At 72.9% G+C, this 18,020-nt stretch carries 9 protein-coding genes; 5 read left to right on the top strand and 4 right to left on the bottom strand.

All coding sequences use genetic code 11. The annotated features are described in order from the left end of the window. Positions 1-80 precede the first annotated feature (80 nt). A complete protein-coding gene (locus tag ACZ6TB_RS00195; protein WP_465548882.1) occupies positions 81-3,194 on the top strand; it encodes an AfsR/SARP family transcriptional regulator in 3,114 nt (1,037 codons plus the stop codon). Here ACZ6TB_RS00195 and ACZ6TB_RS00200 read toward each other — a convergent pair. Further along, positions 3,166-6,372 (bottom strand): heavy metal translocating P-type ATPase, encoded by a 3,207-nt coding sequence (locus ACZ6TB_RS00200; protein ID WP_465548883.1) that lies wholly within the window; start codon positions 6,370-6,372, stop codon positions 3,166-3,168. The genes ACZ6TB_RS00195 and ACZ6TB_RS00200 overlap by 29 nt on opposite strands. Before the next feature lie 157 nt (positions 6,373-6,529). On the opposite strand from ACZ6TB_RS00200, the gene ACZ6TB_RS00205 reads away from it, so the two are divergent. The 3 genes from ACZ6TB_RS00205 to ACZ6TB_RS00215 are packed head-to-tail and all read left to right on the top strand — an operon-like array spanning position 6,530 to position 10,607. After that, the gene (locus ACZ6TB_RS00205; RefSeq protein ID WP_465548884.1) at positions 6,530-6,727 is read left to right on the top strand and encodes a heavy-metal-associated domain-containing protein; all 198 of its coding nucleotides are present in this window, start codon (positions 6,530-6,532) and stop codon (positions 6,725-6,727) included. A gap of 9 nt (positions 6,728-6,736) precedes the next feature. Continuing rightward, positions 6,737-7,759, top strand: a complete 1,023-nt coding sequence (locus tag ACZ6TB_RS00210; protein ID WP_465548885.1) for a flavin-containing monooxygenase — start codon at positions 6,737-6,739, stop codon at positions 7,757-7,759. A 19-nt stretch (positions 7,760-7,778) separates the two neighbouring features. After that, on the top strand, positions 7,779-10,607 hold the full coding sequence (locus ACZ6TB_RS00215) for an AfsR/SARP family transcriptional regulator (protein ID WP_465548886.1): 2,829 nt from the start codon (positions 7,779-7,781) through the stop codon (positions 10,605-10,607). On the opposite strand, the gene ACZ6TB_RS00220 is transcribed toward ACZ6TB_RS00215, so the two are convergent. The 3 genes from ACZ6TB_RS00220 to ACZ6TB_RS00230 all read right to left on the bottom strand — a co-directional run bounded on the left by ACZ6TB_RS00220 (position 10,597) and on the right by ACZ6TB_RS00230 (position 13,957). Further along, positions 10,597-10,785 (bottom strand): heavy-metal-associated domain-containing protein, encoded by a 189-nt coding sequence (locus tag ACZ6TB_RS00220; RefSeq protein ID WP_465548888.1) that lies wholly within the window; start codon positions 10,783-10,785, stop codon positions 10,597-10,599. The genes ACZ6TB_RS00215 and ACZ6TB_RS00220 overlap by 11 nt on opposite strands. A 62-nt stretch (positions 10,786-10,847) precedes the next feature. Further along, positions 10,848-12,851: a hybrid sensor histidine kinase/response regulator gene (locus ACZ6TB_RS00225; protein ID WP_465548889.1), complete on the bottom strand. Its 2,004-nt coding sequence runs from the start codon at positions 12,849-12,851 to the stop codon at positions 10,848-10,850. Then, positions 12,851-13,957, bottom strand: a complete 1,107-nt coding sequence (locus ACZ6TB_RS00230) for a sensor histidine kinase (RefSeq protein WP_465548890.1) — start codon at positions 13,955-13,957, stop codon at positions 12,851-12,853. The genes ACZ6TB_RS00225 and ACZ6TB_RS00230 overlap by 1 nt, the downstream gene beginning before the upstream one ends. Positions 13,958-14,474: 517 nt before the next feature. Between ACZ6TB_RS00230 and ACZ6TB_RS00235 the strand changes: the two genes are divergently transcribed. Next, entirely contained in the window at positions 14,475-17,990 is a 3,516-nt protein-coding gene (locus tag ACZ6TB_RS00235; RefSeq protein ID WP_465548892.1) for a PAS domain-containing hybrid sensor histidine kinase/response regulator, read from the top strand. Positions 17,991-18,020 lie beyond the last annotated feature (30 nt).

Genomic DNA, 18,020 nt, shown 5'->3' on the forward strand with positions numbered 1-18,020 from the left:
GCGTCCGTTGCGGCTCACCTCCGCGCTGGCCAGAATCAGGGAGCGAGGCCACCGGGGCCTCCGAGGCGAGGAGGTGTGGCGTGGAGTTCCGGCTCCTCGGCGCCTTCGAGCTGGTTCATGACGGCGCGACCCGGACGCCTCCGGCCGGCGGGGATCTGACCGTGCTGGCCGTGCTCATCCTCAACGCCGGGCGGGTCGTGCCGGCCGATGCCCTGATCGACACCTTGTGGGGTGACCGGCTGCCCGCCAACCCGGCCAACGCCCTGCAGTTGCGCGTGTCGAAGTTGCGGCGGGCGTTGCAGGCGGCCGGTGCGCCCGATGCCGTGGTCGTGACGCGGCGGCCGGGATACGTGGCCGAGGTGGATCTGGACCAGGTCGACGCGCATCGCTTCGTCCGGCTCGTCGCCGACGCTCGTCGCGCGGCCGGTCACGACGCGCCCGCCGCGCGCGCCCTCTACGACCGGGCGCTCGCGTTGTGGCGGGGACCGGCGCTGCCCGAGTTCGCCGCCGAGGCCTGGGCCGCGCCCGAGGTGACCCGGCTGACCGAGCTTCGGATGGCAGCCGTCGAGGAACGCGTGGACGCCATCCTCGCCGCCGGGGGCCACGCGGAACTGATCAGCGACCTGGAGGCGCTGGTCGCCGCGCAGCCGCTGCGGGAACGCCGGCACGGCCAGCTGGTCCGGGCGCTCTACCGCTCCGGCCGCCAGGGGGATGCCCTGGCCGCGTACCGGCGGGCGCGGCAGGTCCTCGACGACGAGCTCGGCGTGGAGCCCTCGCCGGAGCTGCGCGAACTGGAAGGGGCGATCCTGCGGCACGACCCGGGTCTGGCCGCCCCCGCACGGCCGGCGCCCACCGGCGGCGGCACGGCGCTGCCGGCGCGGCTCAGCTCGTTCGTCGGCCGCACCGCCGAGCTGGGTCACCTGCGCGAGCTGATGGGCGAGCACCGCCTGGTCACGCTCACCGGCCCCGGCGGTGTCGGCAAGACGAGCCTGGCCGTCGAGGCGGCCCGGGCCACGGACGACGTCGGGCTCGTGCGCCTCGCGGGCGTCGCCGACGAGTCACGGGTAGCCGCGGTCGTGGCGGAGGCCATGGGCCTACGGGTCGGCCCGGGACCCGCACCGGCCGACCAACTCGTCGCGCACCTGCGCCACCGATCGGCGCTGATCGTCCTGGACAACTGCGAGCATCTGATCGACGCCTGCGCCACGCTCGCCCAGCGGCTGCTCGAGGAATGCGATCGGTTGCGGCTGCTGGCGACCAGCCGCGAGCCGCTCGCCATTCCGGGCGAGGTCCAGTACGCCGTCGCGCCGCTCGGCCTCCCGCCCGGCCACACCGACCCGGCGCGGCTGACCGATTACGACGCGGTCCGCCTGTTCGCGGACCGGGCTGCCGCCGCCCGGCGGTCCTTCCGGGTCGACCGCGACACCGCCCCGCACGTGCTGCGCATCTGCCGCCAGGTCGACGGCATCCCGCTCGCCGTCGAGCTGGCCGCCGCGCGGATCAAGACGCTGCCGGTCGCCGAGCTGGCGGAGCGTCTGGAGGACCGCTTCGGCGTGCTGACGGCCGGTCCGCGTACGGCCGACCGCCGGCAGCAGACGCTGCGGGCCACCGTCGACTGGAGCCACCAGCTGCTCAGCGGGCCGGAGAGGGTGCTGTTCCGCCGCCTCGCGGTGTTCCGGGGCGGCTGGACGCTGACCGCCGCCGAGGACGTGTGCGCCGGCGGCGGCATCGCGCGCACCGAGATCTACGGGATCATGGCCCGGCTCGCCGACCGCTCGCTCGTGGTCGCCGATCACGACCAGGACTCCCGCTTCCACATGCTCGAGACCCTGCGCCAGTACGCGGCGGAGAGGCTCGACGAGGCGGGCGAAGCGGTGGCCATGCGGGTCGCCCATGCCCGGCACTACGCGGACGCGCTGGAACGGGCCGAGCCGGCGCTGCGGGGGCCCGAGCAGGGCCGCCGGCTCCGGTGGCTGGGCTCGGAACGCGACAACGTCGACGCCGCGACGGCGTGGTGCGGCGAGCACGCGGCCGGCGATCCCGATCTCGCGCTGCGGCTGGTCGCCGCCCTCGGCTGGTTCTGGTACTTCGCCAGCCGGCCGGACGGCGGACCGCGCATCGCCGCGATGGTGCGGGCGGCGGCCGGCGGCTCGGACGGCCCCCGCGCCCGGGCGCTGCTGGCCCAGTCCGTGGCCGGGCGGCCGGGGTCGTGCATCGTGCACCCGTACCCGGACGGCGCCGAGGCGGCGCACGCCGGCATGGTGTTGTTCCGGCAGCTGGACGACGCCCCTCGGGCCGCGTACGCGCAGACCCTGCTGGCGGTCGAGAGCGTCGCCGGCTCGGACGTGACCGGCGCGCTGGCGCTGCTCGACGAGGCGTACGCCCGCTTCGCGACCGACGGCGACCGGTGGGGCCAGGCGCTGGCGCTGTTCGTCCGGATGGAGCTGCACTTCGCCGCCGGCTCCGGGACCGAGGCGACCGGCTGCGCCGAGCGGGCGCTGAGCCTGTTCCGCGCCCTCGACGACCACTGGGGCATCTCGGCGATCCAGTATCACCTCGGGCTGGCGCTGCACCGCATGGGCGACTGGCCGCAGGCCCGGACCGTCTATCTCGGAGCGCTCGCGGAGGGGCGCCGCGCCGGCCCGGCCAACACCGTGCAGTACGCGCTGGCGAACCTCGGCCACGTCGAGCTGGCCCTCGGCGATGTGGAGGGAGCCGAACGGCACTTCGCGGAGGCGCACGTGGCGGCCGTGCGGCTGGGGGCGGACGGCAACCCGGTCGCGGCGCTGGGCGAGGGGTTGCTCGCCCGGCAACGCGGCGAATACGACGCCGCTCGCCGCCACTACGAGACCGCGCAACGCCTGGCCGGCGCCCAGCCCGACTGGACCGCCGCGGCCTGGTCGGGCCTCGGCTTCGTCGCCGAGCACGACGGCGACCTCGACGCCGCCGAGGCGTGGCATCGGCGGGCACAACACCTGGCCGATGAGGCCGGCGTGCCGCGGGCCGTGGCCACGGCGATGGAGGGGCTGGCCTGCGTGGCGGCCGCCCGGGGGGACGCCGTCCGCGCCGCGGGCCTGCTCGGCGCCGCCGGGGAGCGGCGCCGAGCAGGCCAGTCGCCGCCGACACCGGCGGAGTGGAACGACATCGACCGTGCGGCAGCCGGCCTCAGCCGGCCTCGGGGACGTCGACCGTGAAGACGGTCGTACGCAGCACGCCGCCGGCGTCGCGGAACTGCCCCCACAGGCGGTAGAGGCCGGGCCGGGGCAGGTCGGCGTGGACCGTCAGCTCCGGGCCGAACCGTGCGGTGGGCAGCGCGAACACCGGCCGGCCGCGGTCGTCCTCGGCCTCGGCGTGCTCGTGCGCGAAGCCCGAGCCGTCGAGCGGCATCACCACGATGTGCCCGGCCGCCGCGAGGTACGGCCGCAGACCGGTGACCGGTTCTCCGGTGCTCGCCCCGGCGAACCGGTAGGTGAAGGTGTTGGCGCCCAGCTTGACGTCGCCGTCCAGGGTCACCCGCATGTCGCCGACGATCTGCGAGCGCGGCGACGGCGCCGGTTCCGGGCCGGACCGCGGGGTGCGCCCGTCGACCACGACCTCGCTGCCGGCGAGCAGGTCGCTCATCTGCCCGCGGCGCCGGAACTCGGCGTGGATCAGGTACCGGCCGGAGGTCGGGAAGGTCAGCCCGACGCGGAAGACGCCGGGCGTGCCGGTCGGCTCCGGGTGCAGGTGCAGGAACGTGCCGAGGTCGTCGCGTACCACGATGAAGTGCATCCACGCCTCGTGGCTGCGCCCGACGTTCTCGATCGGCCGGCCGGTGGCGGCGTCGGTGACCCGGATCTGGGCGGTCGTGGGAAGGCCCGGCATCGCGCCGGCCGGGACGTCGACGGCCACCCGGATGCCGGCGTCGGCGACATCCCGCGGCTCGGACTCGGTCGTCATCATCACGCTCATCGCCGGCCGCATCGGCATGCCGGTGTCCTGCGTCCAGGCGAGCACGCCGTTCATGCCCTGGCGGGCCGTGTCGGTGCGGCTCAGCGCGGTCAGCCCGGCGCCGACCGCAAGGGCGAGGACGGCGACCCCGGCGAGGTACGCGTAGTCGGCCGGCCGGACCCGGGCGGTGCCGTCGAAGCGGCGCAGCCGGGCCGCGTTGGTGATGACGCTGACCGAGCTCATCGCCATCGCGGCGGCGGCCAGCGACGGGTCGAGCAACGTCCCGGTGAACGGCCAGAGCAGGCCGGCCGCGATCGGCACGAGCAGCACGTTGTAGCCGAACGCCCAGGCCAGGCCCTGCTTGATGGTGATCACCGTGCGGCGGGACAGGGCGATCGCCGAGACGATGCCGCGCAGGTCGCCGCCGACCAGGGTGATGTCGCTGGCGGCGATGGCCACGTCGGTGCCGGTGCCGATCGCGACGCCGAGGTCGGCCTGGGCGAGCGCCGGGGCGTCGTTGATGCCGTCGCCGGCCATCGCCACCACCGCGCCCTCGCGTTGCAGGGCGATGATGTGCGCGGCCTTGTCCTGCGGCCGGACGTCGGCGATGACGTGGTCGATGCCGACCTCGCGGGCGACCGCCTCGGCGGTGAGCCGGTTGTCGCCGGTGAGCATCCACACCTCGAGACCGAGCGCGCGCAGCTGGGCGATCGCCTCGCGGGACTCGGGCTTCACGGTGTCGGCGACGGCGATCAGGCCGGCCAGGGTGCCGTCGACCGCAACATACATCGGGGTGGCGCCGTCGGTCGCCATCCGGTCGGCCTCGTCTGTGCGGGCGGCGGTGTCGACGCCGCGGCCGGTCATCAGCGCGGCATTGCCGATCAGGACGGTCCGGTCGCCGACGGTCGCCTCGATGCCGTGGCCGGGCAACGCGCGGAACGACCGGGCCGGGCGGACAGAAAGGCGACGATCCTGGGCGTACGCGACGATGGCCGCACCCAGCGGGTGCTCGGAACCGACCTCGGCGGCGGCCGCCAGCTCGAGCAGGTCGTCCTCGGTCAGGCCGCCGACCGGCCGGACCCGGGTGACCGCCGGCCGCCCCCGGGTGATCGTGCCGGTCTTGTCCAGCACGACCGTGGTGAGCCGGCGCGCCTGCTCGAGGGCCTCGCCGCCGGAAAGCAGGATGCCGAGCTCCGCGGCCTTGCCGGTGCCCACCATGACAGCGGTCGGGGTGGCCAGGCCGAGCGCGCACGGGCAGGCGACGATGAGGACCGCGATCGCGGTGCCGAGGCCGAGGGTGAGGCCCTTGCCGTCCGGGCCGAACAGGGCCCAGCCGGCGAAGGTGAGGATCGCGGTGGCGATCACCGCGGGGACGAACCAGGCCGAGACCCGGTCGACCAGCCGCTGCATCGGCGCCTTCGCGCCCTGGGCCTGCTCGACCAGCCGCACGATCTGGGCCAGCGCGGTGTCGGCGCCGACCGCCGTGGCCCGCATCAGCAGCGAGCCGGTGCCGTTCAGCGCGGAGCCGATCAGATGGTCGCCGGGCCCCTTCTCGACCGGCAGGCTCTCGCCGGTCACCACGCTCTCGTCCACCGCCGAGGCGCCGTCGGTGACGACACCGTCGACCGGCACCTTCTCCCCCGGCCGCACGCGCACCAGGTCGCCGACCGCGACCTCGGCGATCGGCACGGTCACCTCGGTGTCGCCGCGGACCACCCGGGCGGTCGGCGGTTGCAGGTCCATCAACGCCCGGATCGCGGCGCCGGCGCGGCGCATGGCGCGCGCCTCCATCCATCGGCCCATCAGCACCAGCGCGATGACCACGACGGAGATCTCGAAGTAGACGTGCAGGGGCAGGCCGGCCTTCTCGGCGGCGGCCGGCCATAGCGTCACGAAGGCGCTGTAGGCGTACGCCACCGTGGTGCCGAGCGCGACGAGGGTGTTCATGGTGACCGCGCGGTGCCGGGCGGCGGCCCAGGCGGCGGCGTAGAGCGGCGCGCCGGCCCAGAACTGCACCATCGTGGCGACGACCAGCAGCAGCGGCATCAGCCAGTCCATCGTGTCGATGGGCAACGGCAGGTACATCAGCACCATCATGGCCAGGCCGACCGGCAGGGTGATCTGCCAGCGGCGGCGCAGCGCGACCAGCTCGGGCGCCTGCTCCGGTTGCTCCGGCTCGTCCCCGGGCTCGGCCGGCGCGACCGGCTTGACCGGCGCCGGGGCCTTCGCGGCGTAACCGGCGGCCTGTACGGCCGAGGCCATCGTGTCCGGGCCGACCCGGGCCGGGTCGTAGGTGACGGTGGCCACCTCGGTGGCCAGGTTGACCGCGGCCGCCTCGACGCCGTCGAGGCGGATCAGCGCCTTCTCCACCCGCCCCACACAGGAGGCGCAGGTCATGCCGCCGATGTCGAGCCGGCCGGAGACGGCCGTCGGTGTCGTCATGTCGGGCTCCCTCATCGGGCCCGCACCGGGTGGCGGGCCGTTGCCGACGAGGTTGTCCCGGCGCGCTGTCCACCGGCTGTCCGCGGCCGACAGCGGGCGGACAGCGCGGCCGCGCACGGTGAGGCCGGTTCCGCACCGACGACTTGCGAGGAGCATCATGAACGAGCAGCTGTTCTCCGTCCCCGGCATCACCTGCGGCCACTGCGCCTCCGCCATCCGGGAGGCCGTCGGCGCGGTCGACGGCGTCCGCTTCGTCGACGTCGACATCGCCGGCAAGACCGTGCGGATCGGCGGCGACGGTGACGACACGGCCGTCCGGGCGGCCATCGCCGACGCCGGCTACGAGATCGCCTGAGGGGCCGTCGTGGACACCCAGGTCTTGATCATCGGCGGTGGGCAGGCCGGCCTCGCGATGGGATACCACCTGCGCCGGGCCGGCGTCGACTTCGCCATCCTGGACGCCCATTCCCGGGTCGGTGACGCGTGGCGGCGCCGGTGGGACTCGCTCACGCTGTTCACCCCGCGCCGCTACGGGCTGCCCGGCCGCTCGATGCCCGGCGACCCGGACGGCCACCCCGGCAAGGACGAGGTCGCCGATTACCTCGCCGAGTACGCCACGCATTTCGCGCTGCCGGTGCACACCGGCAGCCCGGTGACGGCGCTGCAAGCCGGTCCGGGCGGCGGGTTCGTCGCCGGCGACTGGCGGGCCGAACAGGTCGTCGTGGCCTCCGGCGCCTTCCACACTCCGTTCGTCCCGTCGTTCGCCGCGAGCATCGACCCCGCGGTGACGCAGGTGCACAGCAGCGAGTACCGGAACCCGGCCCAGGTGCCCGACGGGGAGGTCGTGGTGGCCGGCGCCGGCAACACCGGCGTGCAGATCGCCGGTGAGCTCGCCGCGGCCGGGCGCCGGGTGACCCTCGCCTACGACGAGCTCGGCCCGGCGCTCCCGCAGCGGCTGCTCGGCCGGGACATCTTCTGGTGGTTCTCCCGCCTGGGCACGATGGGCCTTTCCGGCGACAGCCGGCTCGGCGCCCGGATCCGCGCGCAGAACCCGATCATCGGCACCGACGTGCGCCGGCTGCTGCGCTCGGTGCGCCGCACCGGACGGCTCACCGGCCCGGACGGGCTGCGGCCGGCCCGCGCGATCGTGTGGGCGACCGGGTTCCGGCCCGGCTATCCCTGGTTGCACCTGCCGGTGTTCGACCCGGGCGGGGCGCCGGTCCACCGCGGCGGCGTGACCACCCATCCCGGGCTGTACTTCCTCGGACTGCCGTGGCAGCGCACCCGCGGCTCCGCGGTGCTCGGCTGGGTGGGCCACGACGCCGCGGCTCTCACCGGGCCGATCCTCGCGGCCGCGCGCGGGCGTACGGCCGCCGTGCCGGCCTGACCAACTACGATGGCGGGTCATGTCCCAGGTGCTGATCCGGGTGCTCGGGCCGGTCGAGATCCAGTCGCCCGGACACCCCGCGGTCTCCCCCGCCCCGGCCGTGCGCGCGCTGCTCGCCCGGCTGGCGACGACGCCCGGCCGGGTGGTGTCCGCGGACGCGCTGATCGACGCGCTGTGGGGCGAGGACTTGCCGGCCGACGCGGCCAACGCCCTGCAGATCCGGGTGTCGAAGCTGCGACGGGTCCTGGCCCGCGCCGGGCTCGACGCCGGCACGCTGGTCACCCGCGCCCCCGGCTACCTGCTCGCCGTCCCGGCCGACACGGTCGACGTGTACCGGTTCGACCGGTTGGTCGCCGCGGGCGAGCACGACGAGGCCCTCGACCTGTGGCGCGGCCCGGCGCTCGCCGACGCCGGCGACTCCGAGTGGGCCCGCGGCGAGCGCGGCCGCCTCGAGGAGAAGCGGCTGGCCGCGGCGGAGGACCGGCTCGAGCGGCTGGTCGGGAGCGGCGGCCACGCCGAGGCGGTGACCGGGCTCGAGGGGCTGATCGCCGAGCAGCCGCTGCGGGAGCGCCCGTACCGGCTGCTCATGCTCGCGCTCTACCGCGCGGGCCGGCAGGCCGACGCGCTCGCCGTGCAGCAGCGGCTGCGCGAGCGGCTCGCCGACGAGCTCGGCATCGACCCGTCCCCCGACGTGCGGGCGCTGACCGAGGCCATCCTGCGTCAGCAGGTTCCGGCCGCCGCCCCCGTCCCCGCAGCAACCGAATCGCCGGTGCCGCCCCGGCTGACCTCGTTCGTGGGCCGGGACGCCGATGTGCGCACCACGCTCGACCAGCTGCGGACGGCGCGCGTCGTCACGCTCACCGGACCCGGCGGCGTCGGCAAGACCACGCTCGCGCTGGAGACGGCCCGGCACGCCGAGGCGGTCCACATCGTCCGGCTCGCCGGGCTGGCGCCTCACTCCGACGTGGCCGCGGCCGTCGCCACTCAGCTCGGGTTGCACACCCCGGCCGTCGGCGAGCAGGCCGTCGAGGCGGTCGTCGAGCACCTGCGGCACCGGCCGGTCCTGCTCGTCGTGGACAACTGCGAGCACGTCGTCGACTCCGCGGCCACCGTGGTCGACCGGATCGTGCACGGCACCACCGGCGTCCGGGTCCTGGCCACCAGCCGCGAGGCGCTCGCGGTCGCCGGCGAGACTCAGATCGCCGTGGGCCCGCTCGACCTGCCCGCCGAAACCGCGGCCACCGACGCGATCGTCGCCGCGCCCGCCGTACGCCTGTTCCTGGATCGTGCCCGCAGCGTGCGTCCGGGCCTGCGGCTCGACGACGACGCGTGCCGGGCGGTCGCCGAGATCTGCCGCCGGCTCGACGGCATGCCGCTGGCCATCGAGCTGGCCGCGGCCCGGGCCAAGGCGCTGCCTCCGGCCGAGATCGCCGACCGGCTGCGCGACCGGTTCGGGCTGCTCACCGCCGGCCCGCGCGGCAGCGAGGCGCGGCATCGCACGCTGCGCGCCACCATCGACTGGAGCCACGACCTGCTGGCCGCGGACGAGCGGCGGCTCCTGCGGCGGCTGGCCGTCTTCCACGGCGGCTGGACGCTGGAGGCCGCCGAGGAGGTCTGCGGCTTCGCCGGCGCCGCGTCCGCCGACATCCCCGACCTGTTGTTCCGGCTCGTCGACCGGTCGCTGGTCATCGCCGACCCGGCCACCGGACGGTTCCGCCTGCTGGTGACCATCCGCGAGTACGCGTCGGGCAAGTTGCGCGACGCGGGCGAGGAGAGCGAGGTCGCCCGGCGGCATCTCGCCCACTACGCCGGCCTGGCCGAGCGGCACGGCCCGCCGGCCCGCTTCACCGGCCCCGCCTGGGACCGCATCGCCGAGGAGCAGGACAACATGCGGGCCGCCCTGGAGTTCGGCCTGCGCTCCCCCGACGGCCTGCGCCTGACCCTGGCGATGGTCATGTTCTGGAACTTCGGACGGCGCTTCGAGGGCGTCCGCGCGATCGACGCCCTGCTGGCCGGCGGCGGCCTGACCGACGATTCCCGGGCGCGGCTCCTTCAGGCGCACGGCTTCCTGCACGTCTACTACCCGACCGCCGAGTCCCGCGCCGCGTCCCGGGAGAGCCTGGCCCGGTTCGAGACCCTCGGCGACGAGCACAACGCGGCCATCTCCCGCCTGATGATCGCGTTCGAGGGACAGTACGGCGGAGACGCGCCGACGAGTCTCGCCCTGGTGCACCGCGCCCGGGACGTGCTGGCCGACGTGGATCGCGGTTGGTGGCGGGCGATGACGTACCACGTCGAGGCCCTGATCGAGCTGCGCACCAGCGACTTCGAGGCCTCGGCCCGGCACTTCCGGCACAGCCTCGAGGTGTTCCGGGCCGCCGAGGACCGGCTGATGAGCAGCGCGATCGAGGCGCACCTCGGCATCGCGCTGCGGGAGAGCGGCCGGCTCGACGAGGCGGTCGCCGTGCTGGAGCGGGCCGTCGACCAGTGCCGCCGCACCGCTTCACTGCACGGTCTCGCCTTCGCGCTGGTCCAGCTCGCCCACACCCGGCTCGACGCGGGCCGCCCCGACCGGGTGCCGGCCGAACTGGCCGAGGCCGACGAGGTGGCCCGCCGGATGCGCAACCCCCGCAACCCGGCGTGGGCGGCCTGGGGCCGGGCCCGGCTGGCACTGGCCGCCGGCGATGCCGCGGCGGCGGCCGACGACTGTCGCCGTGCCACGGAGCTGCTCGCGGACCGCGAGTTCCCCTGGGCGCGGGCTCGGCTGTGGGCGACCTACGCCGAAGCGGCCCGGGCCGCGGGCCGCCTCGACGAGGCGGAACGGGCCCGGGACGCGATCACCAGCTGAGCCCGGCCCGGTCGCGGGCGGCCCGGACCGATGCGGGCTCCACGTCGCCGGTCACGACCAGCCGGCCGGGCTCCACCCGTACGGACACGACACCGGGAATGTCGCTGACGTGCCGGCTCAGCCGGCGCACGCACCGGCGGCACATGCCACCGGGCACCGCGAGGGTCACCTCAGTCATGCCGCGAGCATGCCGAGGGCCGCTGTCCAGGCGCTGTCCGGCTCGGAGCTCCGTGCCCTTCGTCAGTGGTGGAGCGCCAGCGTCGTGCGGATCGCGCTCAGCAGCTGATCGCGGGTGAAGGGCTTGCTGATGATCGTGACATCGCTGTCGATCAGGCCCTGTTCGTTCATGAGTGGCTCGGCATATCCCGACATGAACAGGACCGGCGTCTCCGGTCGGCTGACGGCCAGCGAGGCGGCCAGTTCGCGTCCGTTCATCACCGGCATCACGACGTCGGTCAGCGCGGCGTGGATAGCACCCTGGTGTCGCTCCGCGAGGAGCGCGGCGGCGTGTCCGTCGGCCGCCTCGAGCACCTCGAAACCTGCACGCGTCAGCATCCGGACGATGACCTCCCGCAATCCGGGTTCGTCCTCGGCCAGCAGGATGGTCTTTCCGCCCGGGGCGGACGTCGGTGGCGCGGGTGGCAATACCGACGACACGCGGGCCGCGGGGAGGTGGATGTGGACGCTGGTCCCGCGGCCCAGCTCGGATTCGATGGTGAGCCGGCCTCCGGTCTGCCGCACGATGCCGTAGGAGGTGGCCAGCCCGAGCCCCGGCCCGGCGCCCCGATTCTTGGTGGTGAAGAACGGTTCCATGGACTGTTCGAGAACCGCCGGGGCCATCCCGATGCCGTTGTCGGTTATCCGGATGTGTGCCAGCTTCTCCGCACCGTCGAACGCGTCGACGTTCTCGGTGCGGATGTCGATCCGGCCACCGCCGGGCATCGCCTCGACGGCGTTGGTGATGAGGTCGGCCAGCACCTGACCGAGCTGCTCGGCGTCGCCCTTCACCGGGTGCAGGTCGGTACTCAGGTCGGTGCCGACCGCGATGGCCACGCCCTCGGGGATCACCGCCGAGCCGACGGCCCGGACGACCAGCGCGTTGAGGTCGACGACCGACGGCTTGACCACTTCCTTGCCGCCGAACGTGAGCAGTTGGTGGGTGAGCCCGGCCGCGCGCCGGCCCGCCTCCCGGATACGGTCGACGTCCCGGTGCAGTTCGGCCGCCCGATCGATGGTGAGCAGGCTCCCGACGGTTTCGTCGACCGCGTCGTCGAGGAAGTCGCCGAACGACAGGATGATGTTCAGCAGGTTGTTGAAGTCGTGGGCGACGCCGCCGGCGAGCCGCGCCAGACTGTCGAAGCGTGCGGTCGCCTGCCGCCGCGCCTCGCTCGCACGGTCGAGATCGTCGAGCCTGCGGCGTTCTGCGGCCTCGACCATGGCGGTGATGTCGTCGATCGTGATCACCGAGCCGGTCGCGGCGCCGTCACCGTCGACGATCGCCCGGGCGAGGAGGGTGAGGTGGCGCAGCCGGCCGTCCGCGTGCGGGAGGCGGACGCCGTGGCGGACGTCTCCGGTGGCCGGATGCCGGCCAGGTGCCGGCATCAGGTCGTGCAGCTCGATTCCCAAGCAGGTCAGCCACCCGTCGCCGCACAGATCCTGGCGCGCGCGGCCGGTGATCTGGGTCGCTCCGGGGTTGACGTACGTGGCCAGCCCTTCTCGGTCGACGATGATGATTCCCACAGGCGACGCTTCAGCCATCGCCGCGAACCTTGCCTCGCTCTCGTCGAGCGCACCGGTCCGCTCGAGGAGCTTGGCATTGAGGATGCCCACGTGACAGGAGGTCTCGGCCGGCTGAGAGGGATGCGCCAGCAGGGGAACGTCGCGCAGTGCCTCGGCAATCGCGCCAAGCAGTTCGCTCGGGGTGGAGGACTTCTCGACGATGCGGCTGACGCCGATCGAGGCGGCGAGGGGCCGTACCTCCTCCTGGCGATAATTCGCGGTGTAGAAGAGCAGCGGTATGTCGGCCGTCTCCGGATTGCGGCGAAGTTCCTGGGCGAATTGATATCCGTCCAGGCCCGGCATGAGCATGTCGCTCAAGACGACGTCCGGGTGTCGTGACCTCGCTAACCGCAGGGCCTCTCGGCCTCCGGATGCCTCCAGAACCTCGTAACCGCCCTCGTGCAGAACCTCGCGGGCGACCTCGCGATTGGTGGCTCGATCGTCCACGACCAGCACGGTGGTCATCAAGGAACCTCGATGGGGTGAAGGGCAGGCGCGGCCGGGCCGCCCCGGTCCGGATCCGCCGGTAGCGAGACGGTGAACGTGCTGCCGATGCCGGGCCTGCTCCGGACGGTGATCGCCGCGCCGATGAGTTGCGCGCGCCGGCGAGCCAGGTACAAGCCGAGGCCCGCACCATCGCCCGCCGATTCCCCGCGCGCGAACGGATCGAAGATGAGGTCCAGCTCCTCGGCGAGGATGCCGTTGCCGTTGTCGGTCACCACGACCGCGGCCCCGCCCTCCTCCGATCGGGCGGCGATGTGGACCTCGTCGGCGGCTCCGGCAGTCAATGCGTTCCCGACCAGCTCGGCAACGATCGAAATCAGCAGGCCGGGGTCGGTGCGAAGGACGATCCTCTCGGCGCCGGGTTCGACAGTCACCTGCTGTTCCCCGCCCGCCGCCGTCGCATACGCCGGAACGGCCTGGTGGAGAATGTGGGCTGCGTCGACGACGACCTTGCTGCATCGCGTTCGGCCGGACTCGATGCGGGACAGCTCGACGACTTGATCGACGGTCGCGGTGCAGGCCCGCGCCCCCTCCGCGATCATCTTCAGCCGGAGGATCTCGTCGGCGGAGCCGGTGTGGCCGAGGCGCCGCGACACGATCCCCGCCAAGCCGGCTATTCCGGCCAGAGCACCCCGCAGCTCGTGGCCCACTCGTCCGCAATGGTCGGGCGGGAACCAAGCCGCCGTCGGGGCCGCGGCCGTGATCGGCGAGGGAGGCCCGCATATCACGGTCAGCGCCGCCGGCAGCCCGTCGTCGGCGCGCTCCGGCACGGCCGAGGCCGTGACCACGAAAGGCGGCCGGCGGCCGCGGACGCATGGGAGAAGTCCGGTCCAGGCGGCGGGGCCTCCGGGCACGGCTGCCAGGCCGGCGAGCACATCACGGATGCCGTCGGTGCTACCCAGCGGTGCACCGAAGATGTCGCCGGCGCGGATCGGCGAGGCGTCGGCGGCGAGCGAGAAGAGCAGGCGTGCGCCCTCGTTGTACGTGGTGACGACGCCGGTGATGTCGACGGTCAGAATCGCATGGCCGGCAATCGGACAGCTGAGCCACGGGTCGTGGGGCGGCATGGCGTGCCCCACGGCGGCCACCGGAGACCAGACCACGGCTGCTCCTTTTTGCGGCGTATTTTGTCCGAATGCGTCTTTTTCATGTTAAACCTGCGGACGACCGGAAAAGCGAGATAGTTAGGATATGCCAGGCATTGCGGTAAAATCATCTGCTTATTTGCCCCGGCGCGTTGCATCCGGCGCGGCTGGTCTGGGCGCTGTTCTCGGCCTGACCGTGCTGGCCGGATATGCCGTTCACGCCCCCGCACTCAGCGGTCAGGTTCTCGGCTGGGCTCCCGTACCGGCGCTGACAGCCCTCCTCCTGGTGCTGAGCGCGGCCTCGCTCCTGATGCTGGTGCCGCCCGGGGCCAGGTACCTCCACCGCACCGGCAGATCGGTGGGCGCGTTCGTTGCCGCCCTCGCGTCGACCGTCGTGCTGGAGTACGCCACGGGACACATCATCATCGACTTCTTGATCTTCTCCGGCCCGACCCGGGACTGGGCGCGTCAGACCGTTCCCGGCCGGCCATCGCTGCACATGGCGATCGGCCTGCTTCTGGTCGGCCTTTCCGTCGCCCTGCGCGATTCGCGTGCGGGCCGGCCCGCCGTCATCGAACGGTGGCTCGTGACGGCGGCAGCTTTGGCCGGGGCCCTGGCCATCTTCGGAAACCTCTACGGAGCAAGCTATATACGCGTGGGAACCGCCCGCTTTCCCGGCACTTCGCCGGTGGCCGCACTCGCCTTCGGTGCGCTCTGCGTCGGTGTCGTACTGTGCCGGCCGGAGCGGCCACCGGGGCACGTCTTCGCCGGCCGTGGTCCGGGTGGACGGGCCATGCGCCAGCTGGCGCCGCAGGTCACCGCGATCCTGGTGGCTGCGGTCCTGCTCACGGCCACCGGACGGACCCGCCTTCCCATCGACGGGGGCGTCGCCGTAACCGCCGCGACGGTCATGGTGGTCGTCTCGCTCTACCTGCTTTTCGTCCGGGCCGGAGCGGCGATGGACACTGCCGCCCGGAAGCTTCGGGAGGAGCGGGACTATGTGCGGGCCGTCCTCCACTCGCTGCGGGAGGGAGTGATCACCGTAGCGGCGGACGGAGAGGTCCTCCAGGTGACGCCGCGCTGGTCAGAGATCACCGGCTACGCGGAGATCGACGTGATCGGCCTGCGGCCTCCGTATCCGTGGTGGCCGGCCGGCGCGGCCGCCGCACGGACGGCCGTCATGAGGCAACATCTGGCCGGTCCGGAACCGGGTGAGCTCGACGCCGAGATCGTCCGAGCCGACGGGACGACCGTTGATGTTCTGCTGACCACCAACACGATCAGAAGCCCACACGGCGTCAGGATTGTCGTGACCTACCGCGACCTCACGGAACGCAAGGCAGCGGATGCCGAGCGGCAGCGCATCGCGGATCAGGTCGACCGCTTCTTCGAGATGTCCGGCGACCTGTTGTGCATCATCGGCCGCGATGGCTACTTCAAACGCCTCAACCGCGCCTGGGAGGAGACGCTCGGTTATCGGGCGGACGAGCTGATGAGCCGTCCATGTCTGGACTTCCTGCATCCTGACGACGCCGCCCTGGTGCGTGCGGACACCGCTTCGATGACACCATCGTGGAGCAAGGTGATGACCTTCGAGAACCGCTACCGCTGCAAGGACGGCTCATATCGCTTGCTGTCCTGGAGCGCGACCGTCACCGAGGACGACACCCTCGTCTACGGCGTAGGGCGCGACATGACCGCGCAGCGCGAAGCCGAACGAAACGAGGCGTTCCTCGCCGCCATCGTGAAAGGCACCAGCGACGCGGTCATCGGCAAGAACCTCGACGGGACCATCGTGACCTGGAACCATGCGGCCGAGCGCATGTACGGATACAGCGCCGAGGAAGCGGTCGGCCGGCACATCCGCATGCTGCTGCCGGCCGACCAGAGCGGCACCGTCGACGCCATGCTCCAGTCCATCAGCAGGGGGCAGTCGGTGGCATTGCACGACAGCGTCCGGCTCCGTGCCGACGGATCCCGGGTACACGCGGGCCTCACCATCTCCCCGATCTACGGACGCGATGGTTCGATCATGGGAGCCGCGTCCATCGCCCGCGACGTCACCGCCCAGGTCGCCGCGGAGCAGCGGTTCCGGCGCCTCGTCCAGACCGCTCCGGATGCAATGATCATCGTCGACGACCGAGGCACGATCACCCTGGCGAACGAGCAGACCGGAAGGCTGTTCGGCTATCCGTGCGACGAGTTGATCGGCATCTCCGTCGAGCGGCTGGTGCCCCCCGATGCGCGGGAGCGGCACATGCACCACCGAGAGTCGTACATCTCCGCGCCGCACAACCTCCTCATGGGCTCGGGCATGGAGTTGTCCGGGCTGCGGCGTGACGGCACGACGTTCCCGATCGAGATCAGCCTGGCCCCGCTGACGACCGACGAGGGCATCATGATCTCCGGAGCGATCCGGGACATCAGCCAGCGCCGGGAGGTCGAACAAACCCTGGCCGACGCCCGCGATGCCGCGCTCGCGGCATCCAAGCTCAAGTCGCAGTTCGTCGCGATGGTCAGTCACGAGATCCGGACGCCGATGAACGGCGTGATCGGGCTGACCGGACTGTTGCTGGGCACCGCGCTCGACCCGGACCAGCGCCGATACGCCGAGGCCATCCGCACCTCCGGACGGTCCCTGCTCACGATCATCAACGACATCCTCGACTTCTCCAAGATCGAGGCTGGAAAGATCAACATTGTGGTCGGCGACTTCGCGCTCCCCGAGCTGCTGGACGCCGTCACCGAGGTGGCGGCGGAGGCGGGGCACGGCAAGGACATCGAGGTCGTCTGCTACTACCCGCCCAACCTTTCGGTCGCGCTGCGCGGCGACGCCGGCCGACTCCGGCAGACGCTGCTGAACCTGATGGGCAACGCGGTGAAGTTCACCGAGCACGGTCAGGTAATTCTGCGCGCCGATCCGGCGCCGCCGGCGGCCGATGGCACGCCTCGGATCGCCTTCTCCGTCTCCGACACCGGCGTCGGCATCGCCGCGGCCGATCTCCCTCGCCTGTTCGAACCGTTCATCCAGATCGACGCCGCGAGCAGCCGTGAATTCGGCGGCACCGGGCTCGGTCTCACCATCAGCCGGCAATTCGTCGACTTGATGGGTGGCGAGCTCACCGTGCAGAGCAATCTCGGCGAGGGCAGCACCTTCGCCTTCACCCTGCCGCTACCGTTGCAGCCCGATCAACCCGGCACCCACGCGAGCCGGCGGCTGGCCGGGCGTCGCTTGCTGGTCGCCGACGCGCAGCCCGTCCGGCGCGCTTTCGTCGCCGGGCATTGCCGGGCCTGGGGACTGGCCGTCACCGAGGTCGCCGGGGCCGAGCAAGCGCTCGCGGTTCTCGGTGGATCCGCATTCGATCTCGCCCTGTTCGACAACCAGGTGCTGGCCGCGAGTACCGCACTGGTCGACGCCCTCGGCGAGAACGGCTGTCGCGTCGCGGCGCTCGTGCCCTCCACCCACCACGGGGAAGCCCCGGTCATCTCAGCCCGCGCCACCCAGCTGCTGTGCAAGCCAGTGGGAATCGGCCCGCTTCACGACTGCCTGTGCCGGCTGTCGGACGCCCCGGCCGAATCGGCCGGCGCGCCGGCCGACGACCGAGCTGCCGGCACAGCCGGCGGCGACCGCATACGGGTGCTGCTCGCCGAGGACAACCAGATCAATCAGATGGTGGCTCAAGACCTCCTGGATCTCCTCGGATTCGACTGCGACCTCGCGCAGAACGGGATCGAGGCGCTCGGGCTGGCCGCCGAAGGCCGCTACCGGGCCATCCTGATGGACTGCCAGATGCCGAAGATGGACGGCTACACCGCTACCGCGAAGCTGCGTGAGCGGGAAGGCGCCGGCGAACACGTGCCCGTCATCGCGATGACCGCGGGCGCGCTCGCCGAGGACCGGGAACACTGCATGGCCGCGGGGATGGACGACTACCTGGCCAAGCCGATCGACCCCGAGGCACTGCGGGCCGCACTGGACCGCTGGACAAATAGCTCGAGGGCCGCGGCCGGCTGACCACACCCCGGAATTTCATTACTTATCCAA

The organism is Actinoplanes sp. NPDC051537 (genome assembly GCF_055586105.1).